General features: G+C 62.7%; 16 protein-coding genes and 1 pseudogene. 11 read left to right on the top strand and 6 right to left on the bottom strand.

What is annotated here, in order from left to right; all coding sequences use genetic code 11:
* Nucleotides 1–21 precede the first annotated feature (21 nt).
* Nucleotides 22–981, top strand: a complete 960-nt coding sequence (locus WFP36_RS00770; RefSeq protein ID WP_336977036.1) for a crotonase/enoyl-CoA hydratase family protein — start codon at nucleotides 22–24, stop codon at nucleotides 979–981.
* A gap of 54 nt (nucleotides 982–1,035) precedes the next feature.
* Here the strand turns inward: WFP36_RS00770 and WFP36_RS00775 are convergent.
* The 4 genes and pseudogenes from WFP36_RS00775 to WFP36_RS00790 all read right to left on the bottom strand — a co-directional run bounded on the left by WFP36_RS00775 (nucleotide 1,036) and on the right by WFP36_RS00790 (nucleotide 4,149).
* Nucleotides 1,036–1,734: pseudogene (locus WFP36_RS00775) on the bottom strand (pirin family protein).
* Between the two features lie 68 nt (nucleotides 1,735–1,802).
* The gene (gene zapE / locus WFP36_RS00780) at nucleotides 1,803–2,921 is read right to left on the bottom strand and encodes a cell division protein ZapE (RefSeq protein ID WP_336977037.1); all 1,119 of its coding nucleotides are present in this window, start codon (nucleotides 2,919–2,921) and stop codon (nucleotides 1,803–1,805) included.
* Nucleotides 2,921–3,358, bottom strand: coding sequence for a GFA family protein (locus WFP36_RS00785; RefSeq protein ID WP_336977038.1), 438 nt, complete (start codon nucleotides 3,356–3,358; stop codon nucleotides 2,921–2,923). Before WFP36_RS00785 ends, zapE begins: the two co-directional genes overlap by 1 nt.
* A 5-nt stretch (nucleotides 3,359–3,363) precedes the next feature.
* Nucleotides 3,364–4,149: a succinate dehydrogenase iron-sulfur subunit gene (locus WFP36_RS00790; protein ID WP_336977039.1), complete on the bottom strand. Its 786-nt coding sequence runs from the start codon at nucleotides 4,147–4,149 to the stop codon at nucleotides 3,364–3,366.
* 169 nt (nucleotides 4,150–4,318) lie between these two features.
* Between WFP36_RS00790 and WFP36_RS00795 the strand changes: the two genes are divergently transcribed.
* From WFP36_RS00795 to WFP36_RS00805, 3 genes are read left to right on the top strand one after another with little or no spacing between them, the layout of a single operon-like run.
* On the top strand, nucleotides 4,319–4,954 hold the full coding sequence (locus WFP36_RS00795) for a class I SAM-dependent methyltransferase (RefSeq protein WP_336977041.1): 636 nt from the start codon (nucleotides 4,319–4,321) through the stop codon (nucleotides 4,952–4,954).
* A 24-nt stretch (nucleotides 4,955–4,978) separates the two neighbouring features.
* Nucleotides 4,979–6,268: an aconitase X catalytic domain-containing protein gene (locus WFP36_RS00800; protein ID WP_336977043.1), complete on the top strand. Its 1,290-nt coding sequence runs from the start codon at nucleotides 4,979–4,981 to the stop codon at nucleotides 6,266–6,268.
* Nucleotides 6,269–6,282: 14 nt separating this feature from the next.
* On the top strand, nucleotides 6,283–6,717 hold the full coding sequence (locus tag WFP36_RS00805) for an aconitase X swivel domain-containing protein (RefSeq protein ID WP_336977045.1): 435 nt from the start codon (nucleotides 6,283–6,285) through the stop codon (nucleotides 6,715–6,717).
* Nucleotides 6,718–6,826: 109 nt separating this feature from the next.
* Here the strand turns inward: WFP36_RS00805 and WFP36_RS00810 are convergent, their stop codons facing one another.
* A complete protein-coding gene (locus WFP36_RS00810) occupies nucleotides 6,827–8,104 on the bottom strand; it encodes a Xaa-Pro dipeptidase (RefSeq protein WP_336977047.1) in 1,278 nt (425 codons plus the stop codon).
* Between the two features lie 4 nt (nucleotides 8,105–8,108).
* Nucleotides 8,109–10,886: an Rne/Rng family ribonuclease gene (locus WFP36_RS00815; protein ID WP_336977049.1), complete on the bottom strand. Its 2,778-nt coding sequence runs from the start codon at nucleotides 10,884–10,886 to the stop codon at nucleotides 8,109–8,111.
* 563 nt (nucleotides 10,887–11,449) lie between these two features.
* Here WFP36_RS00815 and WFP36_RS00820 point away from each other — a divergent pair.
* The 7 genes from WFP36_RS00820 (at nucleotide 11,450) to WFP36_RS00850 (ending at nucleotide 19,651) form a co-directional block, all read left to right on the top strand.
* Nucleotides 11,450–12,328, top strand: coding sequence for an N-acetylmuramoyl-L-alanine amidase family protein (locus WFP36_RS00820; RefSeq protein ID WP_336977051.1), 879 nt, complete (start codon nucleotides 11,450–11,452; stop codon nucleotides 12,326–12,328).
* A 52-nt stretch (nucleotides 12,329–12,380) separates the two neighbouring features.
* A complete protein-coding gene (locus tag WFP36_RS00825; RefSeq protein WP_336977053.1) occupies nucleotides 12,381–14,909 on the top strand; it encodes a penicillin-binding protein 1A in 2,529 nt (842 codons plus the stop codon).
* A gap of 40 nt (nucleotides 14,910–14,949) precedes the next feature.
* Nucleotides 14,950–15,498, top strand: a complete 549-nt coding sequence (locus tag WFP36_RS00830) for a peroxiredoxin (RefSeq protein WP_336977055.1) — start codon at nucleotides 14,950–14,952, stop codon at nucleotides 15,496–15,498.
* A gap of 100 nt (nucleotides 15,499–15,598) precedes the next feature.
* Nucleotides 15,599–16,726, top strand: a complete 1,128-nt coding sequence (gene prfB, locus WFP36_RS00835; protein WP_336977056.1) for a peptide chain release factor 2 — start codon at nucleotides 15,599–15,601, stop codon at nucleotides 16,724–16,726.
* Nucleotides 16,723–17,469, top strand: a complete 747-nt coding sequence (locus WFP36_RS00840; RefSeq protein WP_419716604.1) for a class I SAM-dependent methyltransferase — start codon at nucleotides 16,723–16,725, stop codon at nucleotides 17,467–17,469. The genes prfB and WFP36_RS00840 overlap by 4 nt, the downstream gene beginning before the upstream one ends.
* Nucleotides 17,470–17,496: 27 nt before the next feature.
* Nucleotides 17,497–18,903: an NAD(P)H-dependent flavin oxidoreductase gene (locus WFP36_RS00845; protein ID WP_336977057.1), complete on the top strand. Its 1,407-nt coding sequence runs from the start codon at nucleotides 17,497–17,499 to the stop codon at nucleotides 18,901–18,903.
* 19 nt (nucleotides 18,904–18,922) lie between these two features.
* Nucleotides 18,923–19,651 (top strand): esterase/lipase family protein, encoded by a 729-nt coding sequence (locus WFP36_RS00850; RefSeq protein ID WP_336977059.1) that lies wholly within the window; start codon nucleotides 18,923–18,925, stop codon nucleotides 19,649–19,651.
* Nucleotides 19,652–19,653 lie beyond the last annotated feature (2 nt).

The following is a 19,653-nucleotide window of genomic DNA, read 5'->3' on the forward strand; positions in this document are numbered from 1 at the left end:
GGGTCGCGAAAAGAGGGATCTATGGATCGACTGGCGAGCAGTCTCGACAGGAGTGAAACGGGGTCGAGCGGGGTGGATAGCCCCGTGATGGTGCTTGGCGAGGGCGAGGAACATCTCGTCACCGCCAGTCAACGGCATCTGGCCATTCCTGACGAGTTATTCCGACTGAACGAACTGGATGTCCTCTATGAGGATTCCCGGCAGACCTTGTGGACCTATATGCGTCCGGTGGGTCGGCCGAGCTTTTCGCCTGCAATGCTGGGCGATTTCGTGAACTGGCAACGGCTGATCGGGGACAATTTTGGCCCCGGTAAAGTGCCGTTGCGCTTCCTCGTGTTGGCCAGCCGCTCGCCGGGCGTGTTCTGCTTCGGCGGCGATCTGGAGCTGTTCCAGCGCTTGATCCGTGAACGCGACCGTGCCGGGCTGGCCCAATATGGCTATAAATGCGTGGAAATCCTCCAGCGCAACACGCAGTGCCTGGACCTTCCGATGCTGACCATCGGCCTGGTTGAAGGCGCGGCTCTGGGCGGCGGGTTCGAGGCGCTGCTGTCGTTCGATTATATTATTGCGGAACGCGGCGCGACTTTCGGACTGCCCGAAGTCATGTTCGGTCTCTTTCCGGGCATGGGCGCGCATGCCTATCTGTCGCGCAAGCTCGGGACGGCGATGGCTGACCGGCTGATCGTCTCCAACGAGACCTATACGGCCGAGCAGATGTACGATCTGGGCATTGTCCACAAGCTGGCCGAGCCCGGCGAAGGGCTCAACGCCTGCCGCGAATTCATCGACAAGTCGGAGCGCCGCCATGGCGGGCTGGTCAATTCGCGCAAGGCAATGAAGGTGGCTCAGCCGATCCGGCTCGAGGAATTGAAGCGGATCGTCGATCTCTGGGCCGATGCGGCGCTGCAACTGCGTGAGCAGGATCTCAAGGTCATGAGCCGTCTGGCTTCGGCCCAGACACGCCTGTCCCGCGCGGCTTGAACCGGTAAAGCGGCAGGGCCGGGCTGGCGTACGCCAGTCCAGCCCTGCGCAATTCTAGCGGGCGCCGACCATCACAAGCTCGACATTGTCGAGAGCTTCGACGGTGATCCTCTCGATGCTGGTGATGGCAATTCCGTCGCGCGGTTGCGCCTCCTCGCCATTCACGCGGATACGGCCACGGGTCGCCACCAGATATTGGTGCCGCAAGGGGCTCGCTTGGTAAGTCACGGTATCTCCCGCCGATAGCGTTGCCGCCAGTACCTTGGCGTCGCTGCGGATCGGCAGGGCCTCGTCGCTCTCCGGATCGCCACTGGCGACGACCACCCATTTGCCCGAACGCTCGCCACGCGGGAACTCGCGAGTGCCCTAGCTGGGCTGCTCGCCCGCGCGGTCAGGCATGATCCAGATTTGGAACAGGCTGGTTGCCTCATCTTCCAGATCATATTCGGCATGGACCACGCCGGTGCGCGCGCTCATCACCTGGACGTCGCCTGCCCCTGTGCGACCGGTATTTCCGAGGGAATCCTTGTGGGTGATTGCTCCGGTGCGAATGAAGGTGATGATCTCCATGTCACTATGGGGATGCGCCGGGAAGCCGGCCTTGGGGCCGATTACATCGTCATTCCAGACGCGCAGCGCACCCCGGCCCATCCGATCGGTGTCGTAATAGTCGGAGAAGCTGAAATGATGGTGCGTATCCAGCCAGCCATGGTCGCGGTGGCCCAGGCCTGCGAGGGGACGGATATCGATCATGGGATATTCCACATCGGCGGGGTGTTAACGCCGGGATTGGTCATAATGTAATGTGATAAGATGCGGTTTCAGCCGCTCGTGCCATGGCCTCTGGCGAGGTAGTCGGCGCTCTGCATTTCCATCAGGCGGCTGACGGTGCGTTCGAACTCGAAACGGCCATCGCCTGCCTTGTAGAGGTCTTCGGGCTTCGCCGCTGCTGCGGCAAGCAGGATGACATTGTGCTCATACAGCGCATCGATGAGGGTGACGAAGCGCGCTGCCTCGTTGCGCTGGTCTGGCCCCATCACCGGAATGCCGACAAGGATCACCGTGTGATAGGTGCGGGCGATGGCAAGGTAATCGGCGGCACCGCGGGCCTCGCCACAGAGCCGCTTGAAGCTGAAAACCGCCACGCCCTTGAGGCTTTTGGGCACGAACAGCATGCGCCCGCCGCCGACATCCAGTTCGCCGTTCGGCACATGGGCAGCGTCTTCCGGGGCGTAGTCGGTCAGGCGGAAGAAGGCCTCGCGCACTTGCGCGGTCGCTTCCGGCCCAAGCGGCGTGTGCCAGGTTGCCATTCCGCCCAGACGCTGGAGGCGGTAATCCACCGGTCCGTTAAGCGCCCGCACATCCATTTCCTGCTCGATCAAGGCGATGAAGGGCAGGAAATGTTCGCGGTTGAGCCCGTCCTTGTAGAGTTCCGCAGGCGCGCGATTTGACGTTGTTACAACTGTTACACCCTCATCGACCATCAGCGCCCGGAACAGGCGGCTCATGATCATTGCGTCGGCGGAATTGTTGACCACCATCTCGTCGAAAGCGAGCACGCGCAGGCCTTCCGCCAGCCTGGCCGCAACCGGCGGGATGGGGTCGCCGCTCTCGCTCTGGCGCGCGTCGCGCAGCAAGGCATGCACTTCCAGCATGAAGGCGTGGAAATGCACGCGGCGCTTTTCCGGGATTGAAAGCGTCTGGTGGAACAGGTCCATCAGCATGGACTTGCCGCGCCCCACGCCGCCCCACAAATATACTCCGCGAGGGCTTTTCGCTTTCTTGCCCAGGAGCTTGCCGAACAGGCCGGGCTTGCTGCCGCCTTGTTCCAATTCGCGTTGAAGGGCGTCGAGCCTGACTGCGGCCGCGCGTTGTTCGGTATCGGGGCGCAATTCGCCAGCAGCCAGCAAAGCCTCGTACCGAGCCAGCATTCCGGACATCAGCGGGCGTGGTTCTCGCGCGGCTGCATCGCCTCGAATTTGGGAAGATCGGGATCGAAACGATCCCAACTCGGCGCGTCCTTCAGGTAGATCACGCTTTGCGGGCTCACGGCGCTGGGATCGTCGAGCGATCCGGCCTGAACCATGATGTGTTCACCCGGTAGATCGCCGGAGGTGTAGAGACGCCCGGCGCAGGTGCCGCAGAAGTGGCGAGTTACGCTTCCACCGGTTTCACCCACATTGGTGTAGGTCGTGGGCGTTCCTTCAAGCTCGAGCTGGCTTTTGTGAATGCCGACAATGGTGGTGTGGCCAGTGCCGGTCGCCTTCTGGCAATCCTTGCAGCAGCATTGGGAGACGAACAGGCTCGGGCCGGTCAGCCTGTAGCGGATCGTTCCGCACAGACAGCCGCCTTCCAGAACGGTTCCGGCATCCACCATGGCGATCAGGCGTGCCTTTCGGCCTGCATCTTCTTGATTTCAGCGATCGCGCGCGCAGGGCTGAGGCCCTTCGGGCAGGCATTGGCGCAGTTCATGATCGTGTGGCAGCGATAGAGGCGGAAGGGATCTTCCAGCTCGTCAAGCCGCTCACCGGTCATCTCGTCACGGCTGTCGGCCAGCCAGCGATAGGCCTGCAGCAGGATTGCCGGGCCCAGGAACTTGTCCGAATTCCACCAATAGCTGGGGCAGGAAGTGGAGCAGCAGGCGCACAGGATGCATTCGTACAGGCCGTCCAGCTTTTCGCGCTGTTCGGGGCTCTGCAGCCGTTCCTTGCCCGAGGGAGTGGGGCTGACGGTCTGCAGCCAGGGGCGGATCGAGGCGTATTGCGCGTAGAAATGCGTGAAATCGGGCACCAGGTCCTTCACCACTTCCATGTGCGGCAGCGGAGTGATGCGGATTTCGCCCGATCCGCAATCCTCGATCGCGGTGGTGCAGGCCAGGCCGTTCTTGCCGTTGATGTTCATCGCGCAGGAACCGCAGATGCCTTCACGGCAGGAGCGACGGAAGGTCAGGGTCGGATCGACCTCGTTCTTGATCTTGATGAGAGCGTCCAGCACCATCGGGCCGGTCAGCTCCAGATCCAGCTCGAACGTGTCGAAGCGCGGATTTTCGCCGCTGTCCGGGTCATAGCGATAGACCTTGAACTTCTTGGGCGCAGTGGCGCCAGCCGCCGAATGGTTGCGGCTCTTGCCGGTGATCTTGCTGTTCGCGGGGAGTGTGAAGGTAGCCATCGGGTGCGATCCTGCTGAGTCCCGTCCTCTCTAGCGATTGTGCGGCGCGGGGCAAGGCGGTGGGGCGTGAAAAAGACCATTGCGTCATCGCCTTTTGCCAGCCCATTACCTCCTACAACAGAACAAGGGGCCGGTTCATCGAAACACGGCCTGGACGAGAGGAAGATGGATGGGCCTGCGCCACTGGTATGAGGAGACGATCCTCCCCAAGATCATCAAATGTGCCTGCAATGACGAGCGGATCGAGGAACTGCGCGGCCATGTCGTACCACTGGCCCGCGGCAGAGTGTTCGAACTCGGTTGCGGCGGCGGATTGAACCAGAAGCTCTACGACCCCAAGCTGGTGACAGGCTTCGCCGCGATCGACCCTTCGCCCGCCATGCTGGACGATGCGCTGAAAGCGGCGCAAGAAAAGGGCTGGCAAGCGGACATACGCGAGGGCAGGGGGGAAGCGATCCCGTTTGAAGACGATGCTTTCGATACGGTCGTGTGCACTTACACCATGTGCTCGGTGGATAATCAGGCGCTGGTCCTGAAGGAAATGCGGCGTATCCTGAAGCCGGGCGGCACGCTGCTGTTTCTGGAACATGGCCGCTCGCCGGAAGCGAAGGTCTATCGCCACCAGAGGATGATCGAGCCGGTCTGGAAACGCGTGATGGGCAACTGCCATCTCACTCGCGAAGTCACCGCCGCAGTGCAACGCAGCGGGTTCGAGGTTCAGGACACGTCGAACCTCTACATGGACAAGATGCCCCGCTGGGCCGGCTTCATGGAGTGGGGCGTGGCCGTGAAGGCGGGCGAGTGATCGGGAAAGGGTTGGAGTAGGGTAATGGTTCAGCTGACTTCCGAAGAACGCGCCATGCTGGATGGCGAGCAGGGCACTGCCGTGCAACGCGCCATGGAATTGCTGGTGCGCTATGCCGAGGCGCTTGACGCGGATCGCTTCGTCTACACTAACAACATCGCTGGCGTGCCGGGTTCCTCGCCGCAATGGGTGAAGGACTATTACGCTGCCGATGGCGGCGATTACCGTGCCGTGTTCTGCCGGTTCGATCTCGACGCAGACGATGTGTTCGACGTGCCCAGGATGAACGCTTTTTCCTGCCATTTGCAGGGCGGGATGGACCCGGTGCTTTGGCGCGAACAGGGCATGAGTGAGGATGCCTTCGCCAACTTCGCCTCAGACGAGCGCGAGGTTGCCGCGCATGGAATTCAGGTGCTGAAGACCTGCACGCCCTATCTGGCCGGCAATGTCCCGGTGATGGGCGAGCATTGCGCGTGGATGGAATCTTCCGCCGTTGTCCTGTGCAATTCCGTGCTCGGCGGGCGGACCAATTGCGAGGGTCGGGAATCGACCAGCGCCGCCATGCTGGCCAAGCGCGTGCCGGATTGGGGTTTCCATCGTGACGAATTTCGCCGAGGCCATCATGCGGTGCAGGTCGCCTATCCGGTGGACTCGATCTTTGAATGGGGAATGCTCGGCTATTTCACCGGCGATGCGGTGCAGGATGCCATCCCTGTGCTCGATGGGGCGATCGAGCAGCCGAGCCTGATCCGCCATAAGCATTTCGGCGCCGCTGCCGCTTCGTCGGGTGGGGTGGAAATGTACCACATGGTGGGGATCACTCCCGAGGCTTCCAGCCGGGAAGCGGCTTTCGGCGGTGCGGATCGCGGCGAGCGTTTCGTTTATGACGCCGCAGCCCGCAAACGGATCTACGAAGCGCTGAACAGCGTCGGTTCCTGTGAGGACGTCGATTTCGTCATGCTGGGGTGCCCGCATTATTCCATCGAACAGATCGCAGAAGTCGCGGCGCTGCTCGAAGGCCGCCGGGTGCATGAAAACTCGGCCCTGTGGGTGTTCACCAGCCGGGCAGTAAAAGCGACGGCCGACGCCAATGGCTACACAAAGGCGCTGCGCGATGCTGGCGCGCTGTTGATGACGGACACCTGTTCCTCGATCAGCCGCATCGCGCCCAACGGAACGAAAGTGGCCGCCCTCGATAGCGCCAAGCAGGTGCATTACCTGCCTGCGATGATGGGGCTGGAAGGCTGGTACGGCACCACTGCGCAATGTGTGGATGCTGCCTGTACCGGCAAATGGAGGGGGAGGCTGGTATGAGCGAGGCGGTGGCAATGGAACGGCCCGTTAAGGCGCAGGGGGAACCTCGCCTGGTACTTCATGGCCGCAAGGTCGTGGGCGGCGTGGTGGAGGGCGAAGCCATCGTCACTCAGGACACGATATCGGGCTGGGGCGGGATCGATTCCATGACCGGCACGATCATCGAAAGCCGTCACGAACTGGTGGGCCAGAGTTTTGCGGGCAAAGTGCTGGTCTTCCCCGGCGCAAAGGGCTCTTCGGGCTGGTCAGGTGCGTTCCACACCACCCGGATCGCGGGCGTTGCGCCGCTGGCCATGGTGTTCAGCATCATGACGACCAAGGCAGCATTGGGTGCGGTGGTGATGCGGGTGCCGACCGTGACGGCGCTGGATGGCGATCCATGCGAGTTGATCCGCACCGGCGATTGGGTGCGTGTGGACGGTGATGCGGGGACGGTGTCGGTCTGGTAGAAGGCTGAGCAGATAGTTCGTCATTGCGAGGGGCATTGCGCCGACGCAATCCATGGCATTGTGCGTTATGCCCTGGATTGCGTCGCTACGCTCGCAATGATGAAAACGATCAATCGACCAGTTCGCCTGCCTTCAACACCTTGGCGGGCTTCTCCAATATTGTGACATCCGCCAGAGGATCGCCGTTCACGGCAACCATGTCCGCCCATGCACCGGGTTTGAGCGTGCCAACCTCGCCCGTCTGTCCGAGTGCATCGGCGGCATTCGCCGTAGCGGCGCGGATCGCGTCGAGTGGGGTCATGCCGTATTCGACCATGATGCGGAATTGCCCGGCGGCGGTTTCATGCGGCATCACGCCCGCATCGGTGCCGAAGGCCATTTTTACCCCGGCCTTGAAGGCCTTGCGGAAGTTGTCACGCTGGATCTGAGCGACTTCGCGGTCCTTGCGCAGATTGTCTTCCATCACACCGTTTGCCGCGCCAGTGGCCTGCGTATATTCGGTGTTGAAGATATCCATCACCAGAAATGTGCCGTGTTCGCGGGCAAGGCGGATGCCTTCGTCGTCGATCAGGCTGGCATGTTCGATCGTGTCGATCCCGCCCCGGATGGCGGCCTTGATCCCGTTGGCACCATGCGCATGGGCGGCAACTTTGACGCCCCACAGATGTGCTTCATCGGCGATGGCGCGCAGTTCCGCTTCGGTGAGTTGCTGTTGGCCGGGCTCGGTGTTGCGCGAGAACACGCCGCCCGTCGCGCAGACCTTGATCACTTCGGCGCCATATTTGCGCTGCTCGCGCACGCGCTTGCGCAATTCGTCCACGCTGTCGCCCACGCCGGGGCTCTTGGCCTCGAAGCTGGGCGGGAGGTAGGTTTCGTCGCAATGCCCGCCCGTAGCGCCGAGAGCGTAATTGGCGTTTACGATGCGTGGACCCTTGATCCAGCCTGCCTCGATCGCCTGATCCACGCCAGCGACATTGTAGTCGTTATCGCCCACGTTGCGCACGGTCGTGAAGCCCGCGTTGAGCATGCGTCGGGCATTTTCCACGCCCAGCGCAGTCCAGAAGCGGTCAGTGAAGGCCAGCGAATTATAGCCGCCATATTCGGGCCGTCCGTCCAAATGGACATGCATGTCGATCAGGCCGGGAAGAACGGTGAGGCCTGAAAGATCGACCACTTCGGCTCCGGCGGGCGGCTGCGCGCCGGACGTGATGGTTTCCACCTTGCCGTCGGTTACCTTGATCAGCGGATCGGCAACATATTTGCCGGCATCCACGTCCAGCAGTCTCGCTGCCTTCACGTAGACCGTCCCGGCCGTGGCGGGCCCCGCCAGTGTCACCGCGAGTGCGGTGGTGATGGCGAGGTTCCGAACGGCCGGGATGATCTTCATGGGATTATTCTCCGAAAGTGCGCTGCCACCAGCCGCGACGGGGCGGGGAGCTCTGTTCGTCAGAAGCAGCTTCCTCGGCCGCTACCGGTTCCGAAGCAGGCTCCGGCGCTGCCGCAACCTCTGCCACCGCAACTTCTGCCTCGGCGACGGGCGCTTCGGCTTCGGTTTCGGCTACAGGTTCGGCCTTCTTGCGACGCGTGCGCTTGGGCTTAGCCGGCGCTTCTTCCACGGGGGCTTCGGCGGCCGGTTCTGCCACAGGAGCTTCGGCGGTTGCTTCCGCGGCTGCGGCTTCGGCCTCGATATCGGCCTTCTTGCGACGCGTGCGCTTGGGCTTTGCCGGTGCTTCTTCCGCTGCAGGAACGGCTTCTTCCGCAGGAGCGTCAGTTGCCGGTTCTTCCTTCGCCTTTTTGGCGCGGCTGCGGCGGGCCTTGGGCTTCGGTTCCTCGGCCGGGGCTTCCTCGACGGGAGCTTCGGCGGCAGGAGCCTCCTCGGCCATGGGTTCGGCGGCTTCAGCCTCTACGGCTTCGCCTTCAGCCCCTTCGCCCTCAGCAGTACCTTCGCCTTCGAACTCGCCATCCAGGCGCTTCTTGCGGCGGTTGCGGCCACCACGGCGGCGACGCTTCTTGCGTGGGGCGCCTTCGCCGTCCTCATCGGAGGCAGCTTCAGCTTCACTGCCTTCGCTTTCGTCACTCTCGGCTTCGGTATCGCCTTCGTCTTCGCCGTCTTCAGCGCGATCGTCCTCGCCGCCTTCGTCCAGCTCGTCCCGACGTTTGCGGCCACGACCGCCACGGCGACGACGACGGCGCTTCTTGCGATCGTCGCTTTCGGTTTCGTCCTCTTCCTCTTCATCCGCGAAGGCTTCGAGTTCTTCCTCTTCCTCGACGAAATCGTCGACGATTGGCTCGAATTTCGGCAGCGAAGTCGGACGCGGGCCGCCCGATGCGACGCGCATCTTCGCGCCTTCGTTTTCGCCTTCCGGGATCACCTGAACAGCAACGCCGTAGCGATCCTCGATCTCGTGCAGATCGGCGCGCTTGGCGTTGAGCAGGTAGATCGACGCTTCCGTGCTGGCATAGAGCGTGATGATCGTGCCCTTGCCCTTGGCGGCTTCGTCCTCGATCAGGCGCAGTGCGGACAGGCCCGCGCTGGAGGCCGTGCGGACCAGGCCGGTGCCATCGCAATGCGGGCAGGAGCGGGTAGTGGCTTCGAGTACGCCGGTGCGCAGGCGCTGGCGGCTCATTTCCATCAGACCGAAGCTGGAGATGCGGCCCACCTGGATGCGGGCGCGGTCGTGCTTCAGCGCTTCCTTCATCGCCCGTTCGACCTTGCGGACGTTGGAGCTGTATTCCATGTCGATGAAGTCGATCACGACCAGACCGGCCATGTCGCGCAGGCGCAGCTGGCGGGCGATTTCATGCGCCGCTTCCAGATTGGTGGCGAGGGCGGTCTGCTCGATCCCGTGCTCCTTGGTGGAGCGGCCCGAGTTGATGTCGATCGAGACGAGCGCCTCGGTTGGGTTGATGACGATGTAGCCGCCCGAACGCAGTTGCACGACCGGGTCGTACATCGCGGTAAGCTGATCTTCCGCGCCATAGCGCTGGAACAGGGGAACCGGGTCCGAATAGGCTTTCACCCGCCGTGCATGGCTGGGCATCAGCAGCTTCATGAAATCGCGCGCGGCCTTGTAGCCGTCCTCACCTTCGACCACGACTTCTTCGATGTCGCGATTGTAGATGTCGCGGATCGCCCGCTTCACCAGATCGCTGTCCGAATGGATCAACGTCGGGGCGGAACTGCGCAGGGTCTTCTCGCGAATCTCGTCCCACAAGCGGGCGAGATAGTCGAAATCGCGCTTGATCTCCGGCTTGGTGCGCTGGAGGCCAGCGGTGCGGATGATGCAGCCCATCGTCTTGGGCAGCTTCATTTCGGCGACGATCTGCTTCAGGCGCTTGCGGTCCGAAGCATTGGAAATCTTGCGCGAAATGCCACCGCCATGGGTGGAATTGGGCATCAGCACGCAATAGCGGCCGGCAAGGCTGAGATAGGTGGTCAGCGCGGCGCCCTTGTTGCCGCGTTCTTCCTTCACGACCTGCACCAGCAGCACCTGGCGGCGGTGGATCACGTCCTGAATCTTGTAGCGGCGGCGCAGCGCCATGCGCTTGGCGCGCACTTCGTCCACTTCCTTGGCACGCGCGCGATTGCCGCCACGTCCCTGGCGGCGACCACGGCCGCGACGGTTCCGGTCGTTGGTTTCGGCACTTTCGTCGCCAGAACCTTCGCCGTCATCTTCTTCGGAAGAAGACTCGCCGTCTTCGTCGCCTTCGGCAATTTCCCCGCCTTCGATGGTCGCGACATCGTCCTTCTCGGAGGTGTCGATTTCCTCGACCCCGTCCTCTCCGACCATTTCGTCAGCGAAGGCATCGCCTTCGCTCTCTTCGGCGTAGGCGTCTTCTTCCTCTTCCTCGGCAGCGCGCAGTGCGGCTTCTTCCGCGGCGGCTTCGGCTTCCTCAGCCAGCAGCGCCTCGCGGTCTTCGCGCGGAATCTGGTAATAGTCGGGATGGATTTCGCTGAAGGCGAGGAACCCGTGACGGTTGCCGCCGAAATCGACGAACGCCGCCTGAAGCGAGGGTTCTACACGTGTAACCTTGGCGAGGTAGATATTGCCTTTGATCTGTTTGTGTTCGGCAGATTCAAAGTCGAACTCTTCAATACGATTGCCCTTGAGCACCGCCACCCGCGTTTCTTCCGGGTGGCGCGCATCGATCAGCATGCGCGTTGCCATTATGAATTCTCCAGGCGCGCCCTGTTCCTGCGACCTTCTCGTCTGTGGAGGAAGCGGCGCGCACATATGCGTTGAAACCGGCGGCCCGAGGACGGAGCCTGTCGTGGCGGCCGGAAATGGAAATTTCGCCGGTCTGCTGTGTGCAGCCGGCGAAGCGGATCGTGTCTGCGGAAATCAGAGTGCGCGGCCCGTTTCCGGTGTGCTGCGCCACGATGCGCCGTGACATCGCAACACAGCCTTGCGGCTGCGGCGATCGTACGGGGCAAAGGCTTCTCATTTCGACATCAACCTGTATGCGGCCCGGACCTTTTTCCAGGGAAGCGCGTTCCCATGGATATAGCCCGGATATTGACCGGGGGTTACTGCGGGAGGAAGCCTCCGCGGCGGTGCCTGCGCCTTGGGCTGCAGCAGCGCTGGTAGGGTCTCCACGTGGCAGGACTGCCCGGTCGGAACGTGCTAGCACTGCCTTTTTTCATCGGCAACCGCTTTGCGCACGAAAATTGCGCGCGGGTTTCGAAATTTCGCTTGTCGCCGTATCGCTTGCGAACCTAAGCGAAAGGGCAATGGCAGTGCGCGTCCGGCTCTGGCTCCTGTTTCTTGCCCCGCTGGCTTTCCTGGCGGGGTTATACGCGTTCGGGCTGACCTTGCCCGTGCCGGCGCTCGGCCGATCCTATGTTCTCCGCTTCGAACTGCCGCCCGGGGGAAAGCCTCTGGACCTGCCGCAGGTGGAAGGGCCACAGGATGCGACCATGCCCCTGGTGGTGATCGATGCGGGCCATGGCGGGCACGATCCGGGCGCTTCGGGCGAGGGGTTGGAAGAAAAGCGCATCGTCCTTGGCCTGGCGCTGGCCTTGCGGGATCGTCTGCTCCGTCAGGGCGGCATCCGGGTGGCCCTGACGCGGAGCGACGATCGGTTTCTGGTACTGCAGGAGCGGGCAGAGATTGCGCGCAAGCTGGGCGCCGACCTGTTCCTGTCCATTCATGCGGATTCCGCTGGCGATGAAAGCGCGGTGCAGGGAGCAAGCGTCTATATCTTGTCCGACAAGGCGTCGGACGAAGCGGCGGCCCGCTTTGCCGCGCGCGAGAACAACGCCGACCGGCTCAACGGCATTTCCCTTTCGGGGCAGAGCGATGTCGTCAATGCGATCCTGGTCGATCTTTCCCAGCGCCGGACGCAGGAACAATCCGCCGAATTCGCGCAACTGATCGTGCGCGAAGGGGAGGGGGCAATCGATTTCCATCCCGAGCCGCGGCGAGCGGCGGCGCTGGCGGTGTTGCGTGCACCCGATGTCCCTTCCGTACTGTTCGAGGCTGGTTTCGTGACCAATCCCAGGGATGCGGAACGGCTTGCCTCGCCTGAAGGGCGGACTCGCTTTGCGGATGCCATGGAAAGCGCGATCCGGATCTATTTCGCGCGCAATTCGGCAAGCGCGCTGCGATAGAGCGCTTCCTTCTGGCATCGGGCGAACACGCCGTGCTAAGGCGCCCGCAACCATGAGCGAGACCGATCAATCCGCCCCGCAATCGATCCGTTACCGGATCCGCCGCGAAGCGCACAGTGTTCTGACCTGGTGGCGCGAGAACTGGCGCCAAAGCCGCGCATTCCGCTGGGCCACGACGGCTATTGGCGGTCTGCTGCTGGTGTGGCTGCTCGTCTGGCTGCTGCTTGCACGCAATCTGCCCGATGCGAAGATGCTGCTCGAATACGAACCGCCTTTGCCGACCATGGTGCGGGGCATCGATGGTGAAATCGTCGATTCCTATGCGCGCGAACGGCGCGTGCAGTTGCAGTTCCGTGATTTTCCCAAGCCCCTGATCAACGCCTATCTCGCGGCTGAGGACAAGACGTTCTGGACCCATGGCGGCGTGGACATCACCGGCTTCGCTGGCGCGGTGTTCGATTATGTCAGCAAGATCGGCAGCGGGCAGCGGGCCAAGGGCGGCTCCACGATCACTCAGCAGGTCGCCAAGAACATCCTGGTGGGCGACGAATATTCGGTCACCCGCAAGGTCAAGGAAATGCTGCTCGCCCGCCGTATCGAAGGCGTGCTGACCAAGCAGCAGATTCTCGAACTTTACCTCAACGAGATACCCCTCGGCCGCCGCAGTTTCGGCGTGCAGGCTGCATCGCGTGCCTATTTCGGCAAGGATGTGAACGAATTGCAACTGCACGAGGCCGCGTTCCTCGCGATCCTGCCCAAGGCGCCCGAACGCTATGGCAGGCCGCAATATCACGACACCGCTATCGAGCGTCGCAATTGGGTGCTCGACGAGATGGTGGAAAATGATTTCATCACTCGCGCCCAGGCCGATGCCGCCAAGGCCCAGCCTTTGGGGCTTGTGACCCAGCGCCCGGAATACACCACTGTGGACGCCGGCTATTTCATGGAAGACGTGCGCCGCCAGCTGATCGACAAGTTCGGCGAGCAGGCGAAGGACGGCCCGAACAGCATCTATGCCGGCGGGCTATGGGTGCGCACGTCGCTCGATCCGGAACTGCAAAAGGCCGGGAGCGACGCCTTGCGCGCTGGCCTGCTGCGTTATCAATCGGCCCGGGGCTGGAGCGGGCCTATAGCGTCGATCGACATGGATAAGGGCGACTGGCGCGGGCAGCTGCAGAGTTCGTTCCTTTCGCTGAAATATCTCAACTGGCGGGTTGGCGTGGTGATTTCCCGCTCCGGCAATTCCGGGCGGATCGGCTTCACCGATGGCAAGGAAGCGCCGCTGGTCGGCCTGCCGGACAAGCTGAAGACTGGTGACGTGATTGCCGCGTCGCCCGAAGGCAATGCCTGGCGCGTGCGTAGTGTGCCGGAGATTTCCGGCGGCTTCCTTGCGGAGAACCCCCATACGGGCCGCGTCCTGGCAATGCAGGGCGGGTTCGATCCCCGGCTCGACAGTTTCAACCGCGCCACGCAGGCGCTGCGCCAGCCCGGATCGACCATCAAGCCCTTCGTCTATGCCACCGGCCTTGACCAGGGGATGACCCCGGCCACGATGGTGCCGGATGCCGAATATTGCTATTATCAGGGCGCTGCGCTGGGCGAGAAGTGCTTCCGCAATTTCGGCGGTTCGCGCGGCGGTGGCGAACATACGATGCGCTGGGGCCTCGAGCAGTCGCGCAACCTGATGACCATGCATATCGCCATGGATTCCGGCATGCCCAACGTGGTCAAGACGATCGACCGCGTGGGGATCGGCAAGTACGAGCCTTATCCCGCAGTCTCGCTAGGGGCGGGTGAAACCACTGTCGCGCGTATGGTCAATGCCTATTCGGCACTGGTCAATCACGGCACGCAGTTCAACCAGACGACCATCGATTTCGTGCAGGACCGCCGCGGCAAGGTGATCTGGCGGGCGGACAAGCGCGAATGCACCGGCTGCAATATGGCGCAATGGGATGGCAAGCCGATGCCGCGCCTCAAGCCGCTGGGCAAGCAGGTGCTCGATCCGCGCACGGCCTTCCAGGTGGTGCACATGCTGGAAGGAGTGGTTCAGCGCGGTACGGCAGTGGTGCTGCGCGATCTCGACATGCCGCTTTTCGGCAAGACGGGCACGACCAACGGACCGACCAATGTGTGGTTCGTCGGTGGCTCGCCCGACATCGTCGCGGGCGTCTATCTGGGCTTTGACAAGCCGCGCAACATGGGTGGCTATGCCCAGGGCGGCACCATCGCGGCGCCAATCTTCAAGCAATTCGTCAAGGAAAGCCGCGACCGCTGGAGCGGCAGGCCGTTCGTTGCGCCGGCAGGTATCCGCATGGTGAAGATCGACCGCGCCACCGGCCGCCGCGTGTTCGGTGCATGGCCGACCGACGATCCAAAGGCGAGCGTGATCTGGGAAGCATTCAAGCCCGATACCGAACCCCGCAGGGCTGCCTTGCAGGATGAGATCGACGCGATGCGCGACATGATCATTGCGCAGCTGAGGCGGCGGGAACAAGCCTCCCAGCAGGGCGTTACAAATGGCAATTCCGAATCCGGGCAGCCGCAGAACTTTGCCGAGGAGCAAGGCGGCCTTTACTGAGGCGGAAGCCTATGCCGCGTTGCACAGGGGAGAACAGGTGATGATCGCACGCAAATTTGCCGCCGCCATAATTATGGCTGCATGTCTGGCGCTTCCCGGCGCTGCATCTGCGGAGCTGAACAAGGGCACCAAGGCCCCCTCTTTCGTTACGCAGGGTGCGTTGGCCGGCAAGAGCTTCACCTTCGATCTGAACAAGGCCCTCAAGAAGGGGCCGGTCGTGCTCTATTTCTTCCCCAAGGCCTTTACCCAGGGCTGCACACTGGAAGCGAATGCCTTTGCCGAGGCGATGGACGATTTCCAGAAGGCGGGCGCGACCGTGGTGGGCATGTCGGCCGACGATGTGCCCACGCTCAAGCGTTTCTCCACCGAGGAGTGCCGGAACAAGTTCCCGGTGGCCACTGCCAGCAAGGCTGTGATCAAGGCCTATGACGTGGGCTTTGTGATGAATGGCCAGGACACGGGCCTTTCCAACCGCACCAGCTATGTCATCGGCAAGGATGGCAAGGTGAAGCTGGCCCATTCGGATCTCGACTGGCGCGAACATGTCAGCCTGACTCTCGCCAAGGTGAAGGAACTGAAGGGGCGCTGAGCCTTCATCGGTACCGGGTGCGGGCAAGTTCTGGCGCCCCTGCTTTACAATCGGCAGTCTTCCGCTAAGCGGGCCGCTGGATTAGCGGAGTAAGATTGCCATGCGTGCCGAAGGGCAGGCCCAAATTGACCGGATCGAAGCAGCCCTGGCTCTGGTGCGCCGCTCGCTCGACTGGGATCGTGCGGTGCGGCGGCTCGACGAGCTGAATGCCCGCGTTGAAGACCCGACGCTGTGGGACGATCCGAAGAACGCCGAAAGCGTGATGCGCGAACGTCGCCGGCTCGAAGCGTCCATCGGTACGGTCAACGAGATTTCGGCCGAGATGGCCAACGCCATCGAATTCGTCGAACTGGGCGAGATGGAAGGCGATGAGGACGTGGTGCGCGAAGGGCTCGATGCCCTGAAGCAGCTTGCTGCGCGCGCCGATGCGGACAAGGTGCAGGCCCTTCTGTCGGGCGAGGCTGACGCCAACGATACCTATCTGGAAATCCACGCCGGTGCCGGTGGTACGGAAAGCCAGGATTGGGCGGAAATGCTCCAGCGCATGTATACGCGCTGGGCTGAACGCCATGGCTACAAGGTGGAACTGGTGGATTATCACTCGGGCGAACAGGCCGGGATCAAGAGCGCTACGCTGCTGATCAAGGGCGAGAACGCCTATGGCTACGCCAAGACCGAGAGCGGTGTGCACCGCCTGGTCCGCATCAGCCCCTATGACAGCTCGGCCCGCCGCCACACGAGCTTCAGTTCGGTGTGGGTCTATCCGGTGATCGACGACAATATCGACATCGAGATCAACCCGTCAGACCTCAGGATCGACACCTATCGCGCTTCGGGCGCGGGTGGGCAGCACGTCAACACCACGGACTCGGCAGTGCGTATCACGCACGTGCCCTCGGGCATTATCGTTGCCAGCCAGGTGGACCGTTCGCAGCACAAGAACCGCGAAATCGCCATGAACATGCTGCGTGCCCGCATGTTCGAGGAAGAGATGCGCAAGCGCGAGGAAGCCGCGAGCAACGAGCATGCCTCCAAGTCCGATATCGGTTGGGGCCATCAGATTCGTTCTTATGTGCTGCAGCCGTATCAGATGGTGAAGGACCTGCGCACCGGCACGACCTCCACGGCGCCCGATGACGTCCTGGATGGCGATATCGACGATTTCATCTCCGCCGCACTGGCCCAGCGCGTAACGGGCGAGGCTGTCGAAGTGGAGGACGTCGAGTGAGATTGCGCGCCGCCTTCTGCGTCGGGTTGCTGCTGCTTGCGAGCGGCTGCAACCTGTTCAAGCAGGAGGATCAGGACCGGCCCGAGACCGCGCGAGAATTTCCGCGCGCCTATCGGCCTGTCTCGGCACTGGGCGGCAACAGCGTTTCGTCCGAACAGGCACGCGATGACCGGCGCGAGGCGCAGACCGTGATGGAACTGGCCAATATCAAGCCGGGCATGACGGTGGCCGATATCGGCGCGGGTGAGGGCTATTACACGGTCCGTCTCGCTGCGCAGGTCGGCCCGCGCGGGCGCGTGCTGGCGCAGGATATCGACGAGGCCGCGATCAAGCGCCTGGGTACCCGTGTGGAGCGCGAGAGGCTCGACAATGTCTCGATCAAGCTGGGTGCGGAAGATGACCCGCGCCTGCCCGAAGACAGCTTCGACCGGGTGTTCCTGATCCACATGTATCACGAGGTTTCGGAACCCTATGCCTTCCTGTGGCGCTTGCGTCCGTCGCTGCGGCCCGGCGCCCAGGTGATAGTGGTCGACCGGGATCGCCCGGCCGACCAGCACGGTATCGAACCGAAACTGTTATTCTGTGAGTTTGACCATGTGGGCTTTCGTCTGGTCGAATTTGTCCGTAAGCCCGAGCTTGCTGGTTATTACGCGCAATTCGAAGCAGTGGGCGACAGGCCCGAACCTTATGATATAGAACCCTGCGGCCAGCCGGGGCAGAAGGACGACAAGAAGCCCTCGTGAGTTGGCGCGGTTAGTTTAGGAACGTACATGAGCTTCAAAGGGTTGCGGCCGATCACTTATGGCGGCCGGGAAGTCTGGCCGCTGGTCGAAGGCGGCAAGGGCGTTTCCGCCACGAACCATGCCTCTTCCGGGGCGTGGGCTGCTGCGGGCGGGATCGGCACGGTTAGCGCGGTCAACGCCGATTCCTATGATTTGAACGGCAACATCATTCCCCAGCTCTATCCGCAGCGCACGCGCGTTGAACGGCACGAGCAGCTGGTCCGCTATGCGATCGACGGCGCTGTGGAGCAGGTGCGCCGCGCCTATGACATTGCCAGCGGCAAGGGCGCGATCAACATCAACGTGCTGTGGGAAATGGGCGGCGCGCAGGCCGTTCTGGAAGGCGTGCTGGAAAAGACGCGCGGGCTGGTGACGGGCGTCACCTGCGGCGCGGGCATGCCCTACAAGCTGGCCGAGATCGCCGCACGCTTCAACGTCAGCTACCTGCCGATCATCAGCTCCGCCCGCGCCTTCCGCGCCCTGTGGAAGCGTTCCTACAGCAAGGTCAGCGAATTGATGGCTGCGGTGGTCTATGAAGACCCGTGGCTGGCAGGTGGCCATAACGGCCTTTCCAACGCGGAAGACCCGGCCAAGCCGGAAGATCCTTATCCCCGCGTGAAGCTGCTGCGCGAAACCATGCGTGCAGAGGGTATTTCGGATGACGTTCCGATCATCATGGCCGGCGGCGTCTGGTTCCTGCGCGAATGGAACGACTGGATCGACAATCCCGAACTGGGCAGCATCGCCTTCCAATATGGCACGCGCCCGCTGCTGACGCATGAAAGCCCGATCCCGCAGCAGTGGAAGGACGCCCTGCGCACGCTGGAACCGGGTGATGTGCTGCTGCACAAGTTCTCGCCCACCGGTTTCTACAGCTCGGCCGTGAAGAACCCCTTCCTGCTGAACCTCGAAGCTCGCTCGGAGCGACAGATTCCCTATTCCCGCGTCGAAGCGGGCGAGCACACGGTGCAGCTCGATGTGGGCGTGAAGGGCAAGAACTTCTGGGTCGCGCCCAAGGACCTCGATCGCGCCCGGGTGTGGGCCGCTCAGGGCTTCACCGAAGCGCTCAAGACCCCGGATGACACGGTGGTGTTCGTCACTCCCGAAGAACGGAACGAAATCCGCCAGGATCAGGCCGATTGCATGGGCTGCCTGTCGCATTGCGGTTTCTCGTCGTGGAAGGACCATGACGATTACACCACCGGGCGCCTGGCCGATCCGCGCAGCTTCTGCATCCAGAAGACCCTGCAGGACATCGCCCATGGCGGGGAAGTGGATCGCAACCTGATGTTCGCGGGCCATGCAGCCTATCGCTTCAAGCAGGACCCGTTCTATTCGAACAACTTCACCCCTACGGTGAAGGAACTGGTCGACCGCATCCTGACCGGGGATTGAGGCACAAGGGCGCTGCAGAGTGGACGGCGGCGGCGATGACGCGCAGCTTCCTCCGCTGTGGCGCCTGCTGACCGAGGCCGCGACGGTAGTTCCGTTGGGCCTCAGTCCGCTGCGAGAAGCCGTGGACTGCGCGGCTGATGGCAAGGGTTGGCCTGTGATGGTCTTGCCCGGCTTTACTACGGACGATCTGTCTACTGCGCTTTTGCGCCGCTCGCTCGATTTGGCGGGTTTTCACGCCCATGGCTGGGATCAGGGTTTCAATCTGGGCCTCCGTCCGGGTTTGGTCGAGGCGTTGGAAGAACGCATCCGTGCCATTGCCGGGCGGGAAGGGCGCAAAGTTATCCTGCTTGGATGGAGCCTTGGGGGTCTCTTCGCCCGCGCCCTGGCGCATCGCATCCCGGATTTGGTTGCTGAAGTGGTGACTTTGGGCAGTCCGTTTTCCGGTGATCGGCATCGAAACCGGGCCTGGCGGCTCTATGATCTGGTGAACGAACACACGGTGGATGAAATACCCGCCGGGATCGAGTTCATATCCAAGCCGCCCGTACCGACTATCGCCGTTTGGTCCGCGCAAGATGGCATTGTCGCTTCAGCGGCAGCGCGCGGGCTCGAACATGAATCCGACCGCCGGATCGAACTGGACGTGTCGCATTTCGGCTATGGCGGAACCGCTGACGGCGTAAGGCAGGTGGTGGAGATGCTGGCGTCCAACCTGCCTGCGGACGAAGGCGGCTTCGAACAGAGTTGAGG

It is taken from the genome of Fulverythrobacter fulvus, from assembly GCF_037154085.1.
Classification (GTDB): domain Bacteria; phylum Pseudomonadota; class Alphaproteobacteria; order Sphingomonadales; family Sphingomonadaceae; genus Andeanibacterium; species Andeanibacterium fulvum.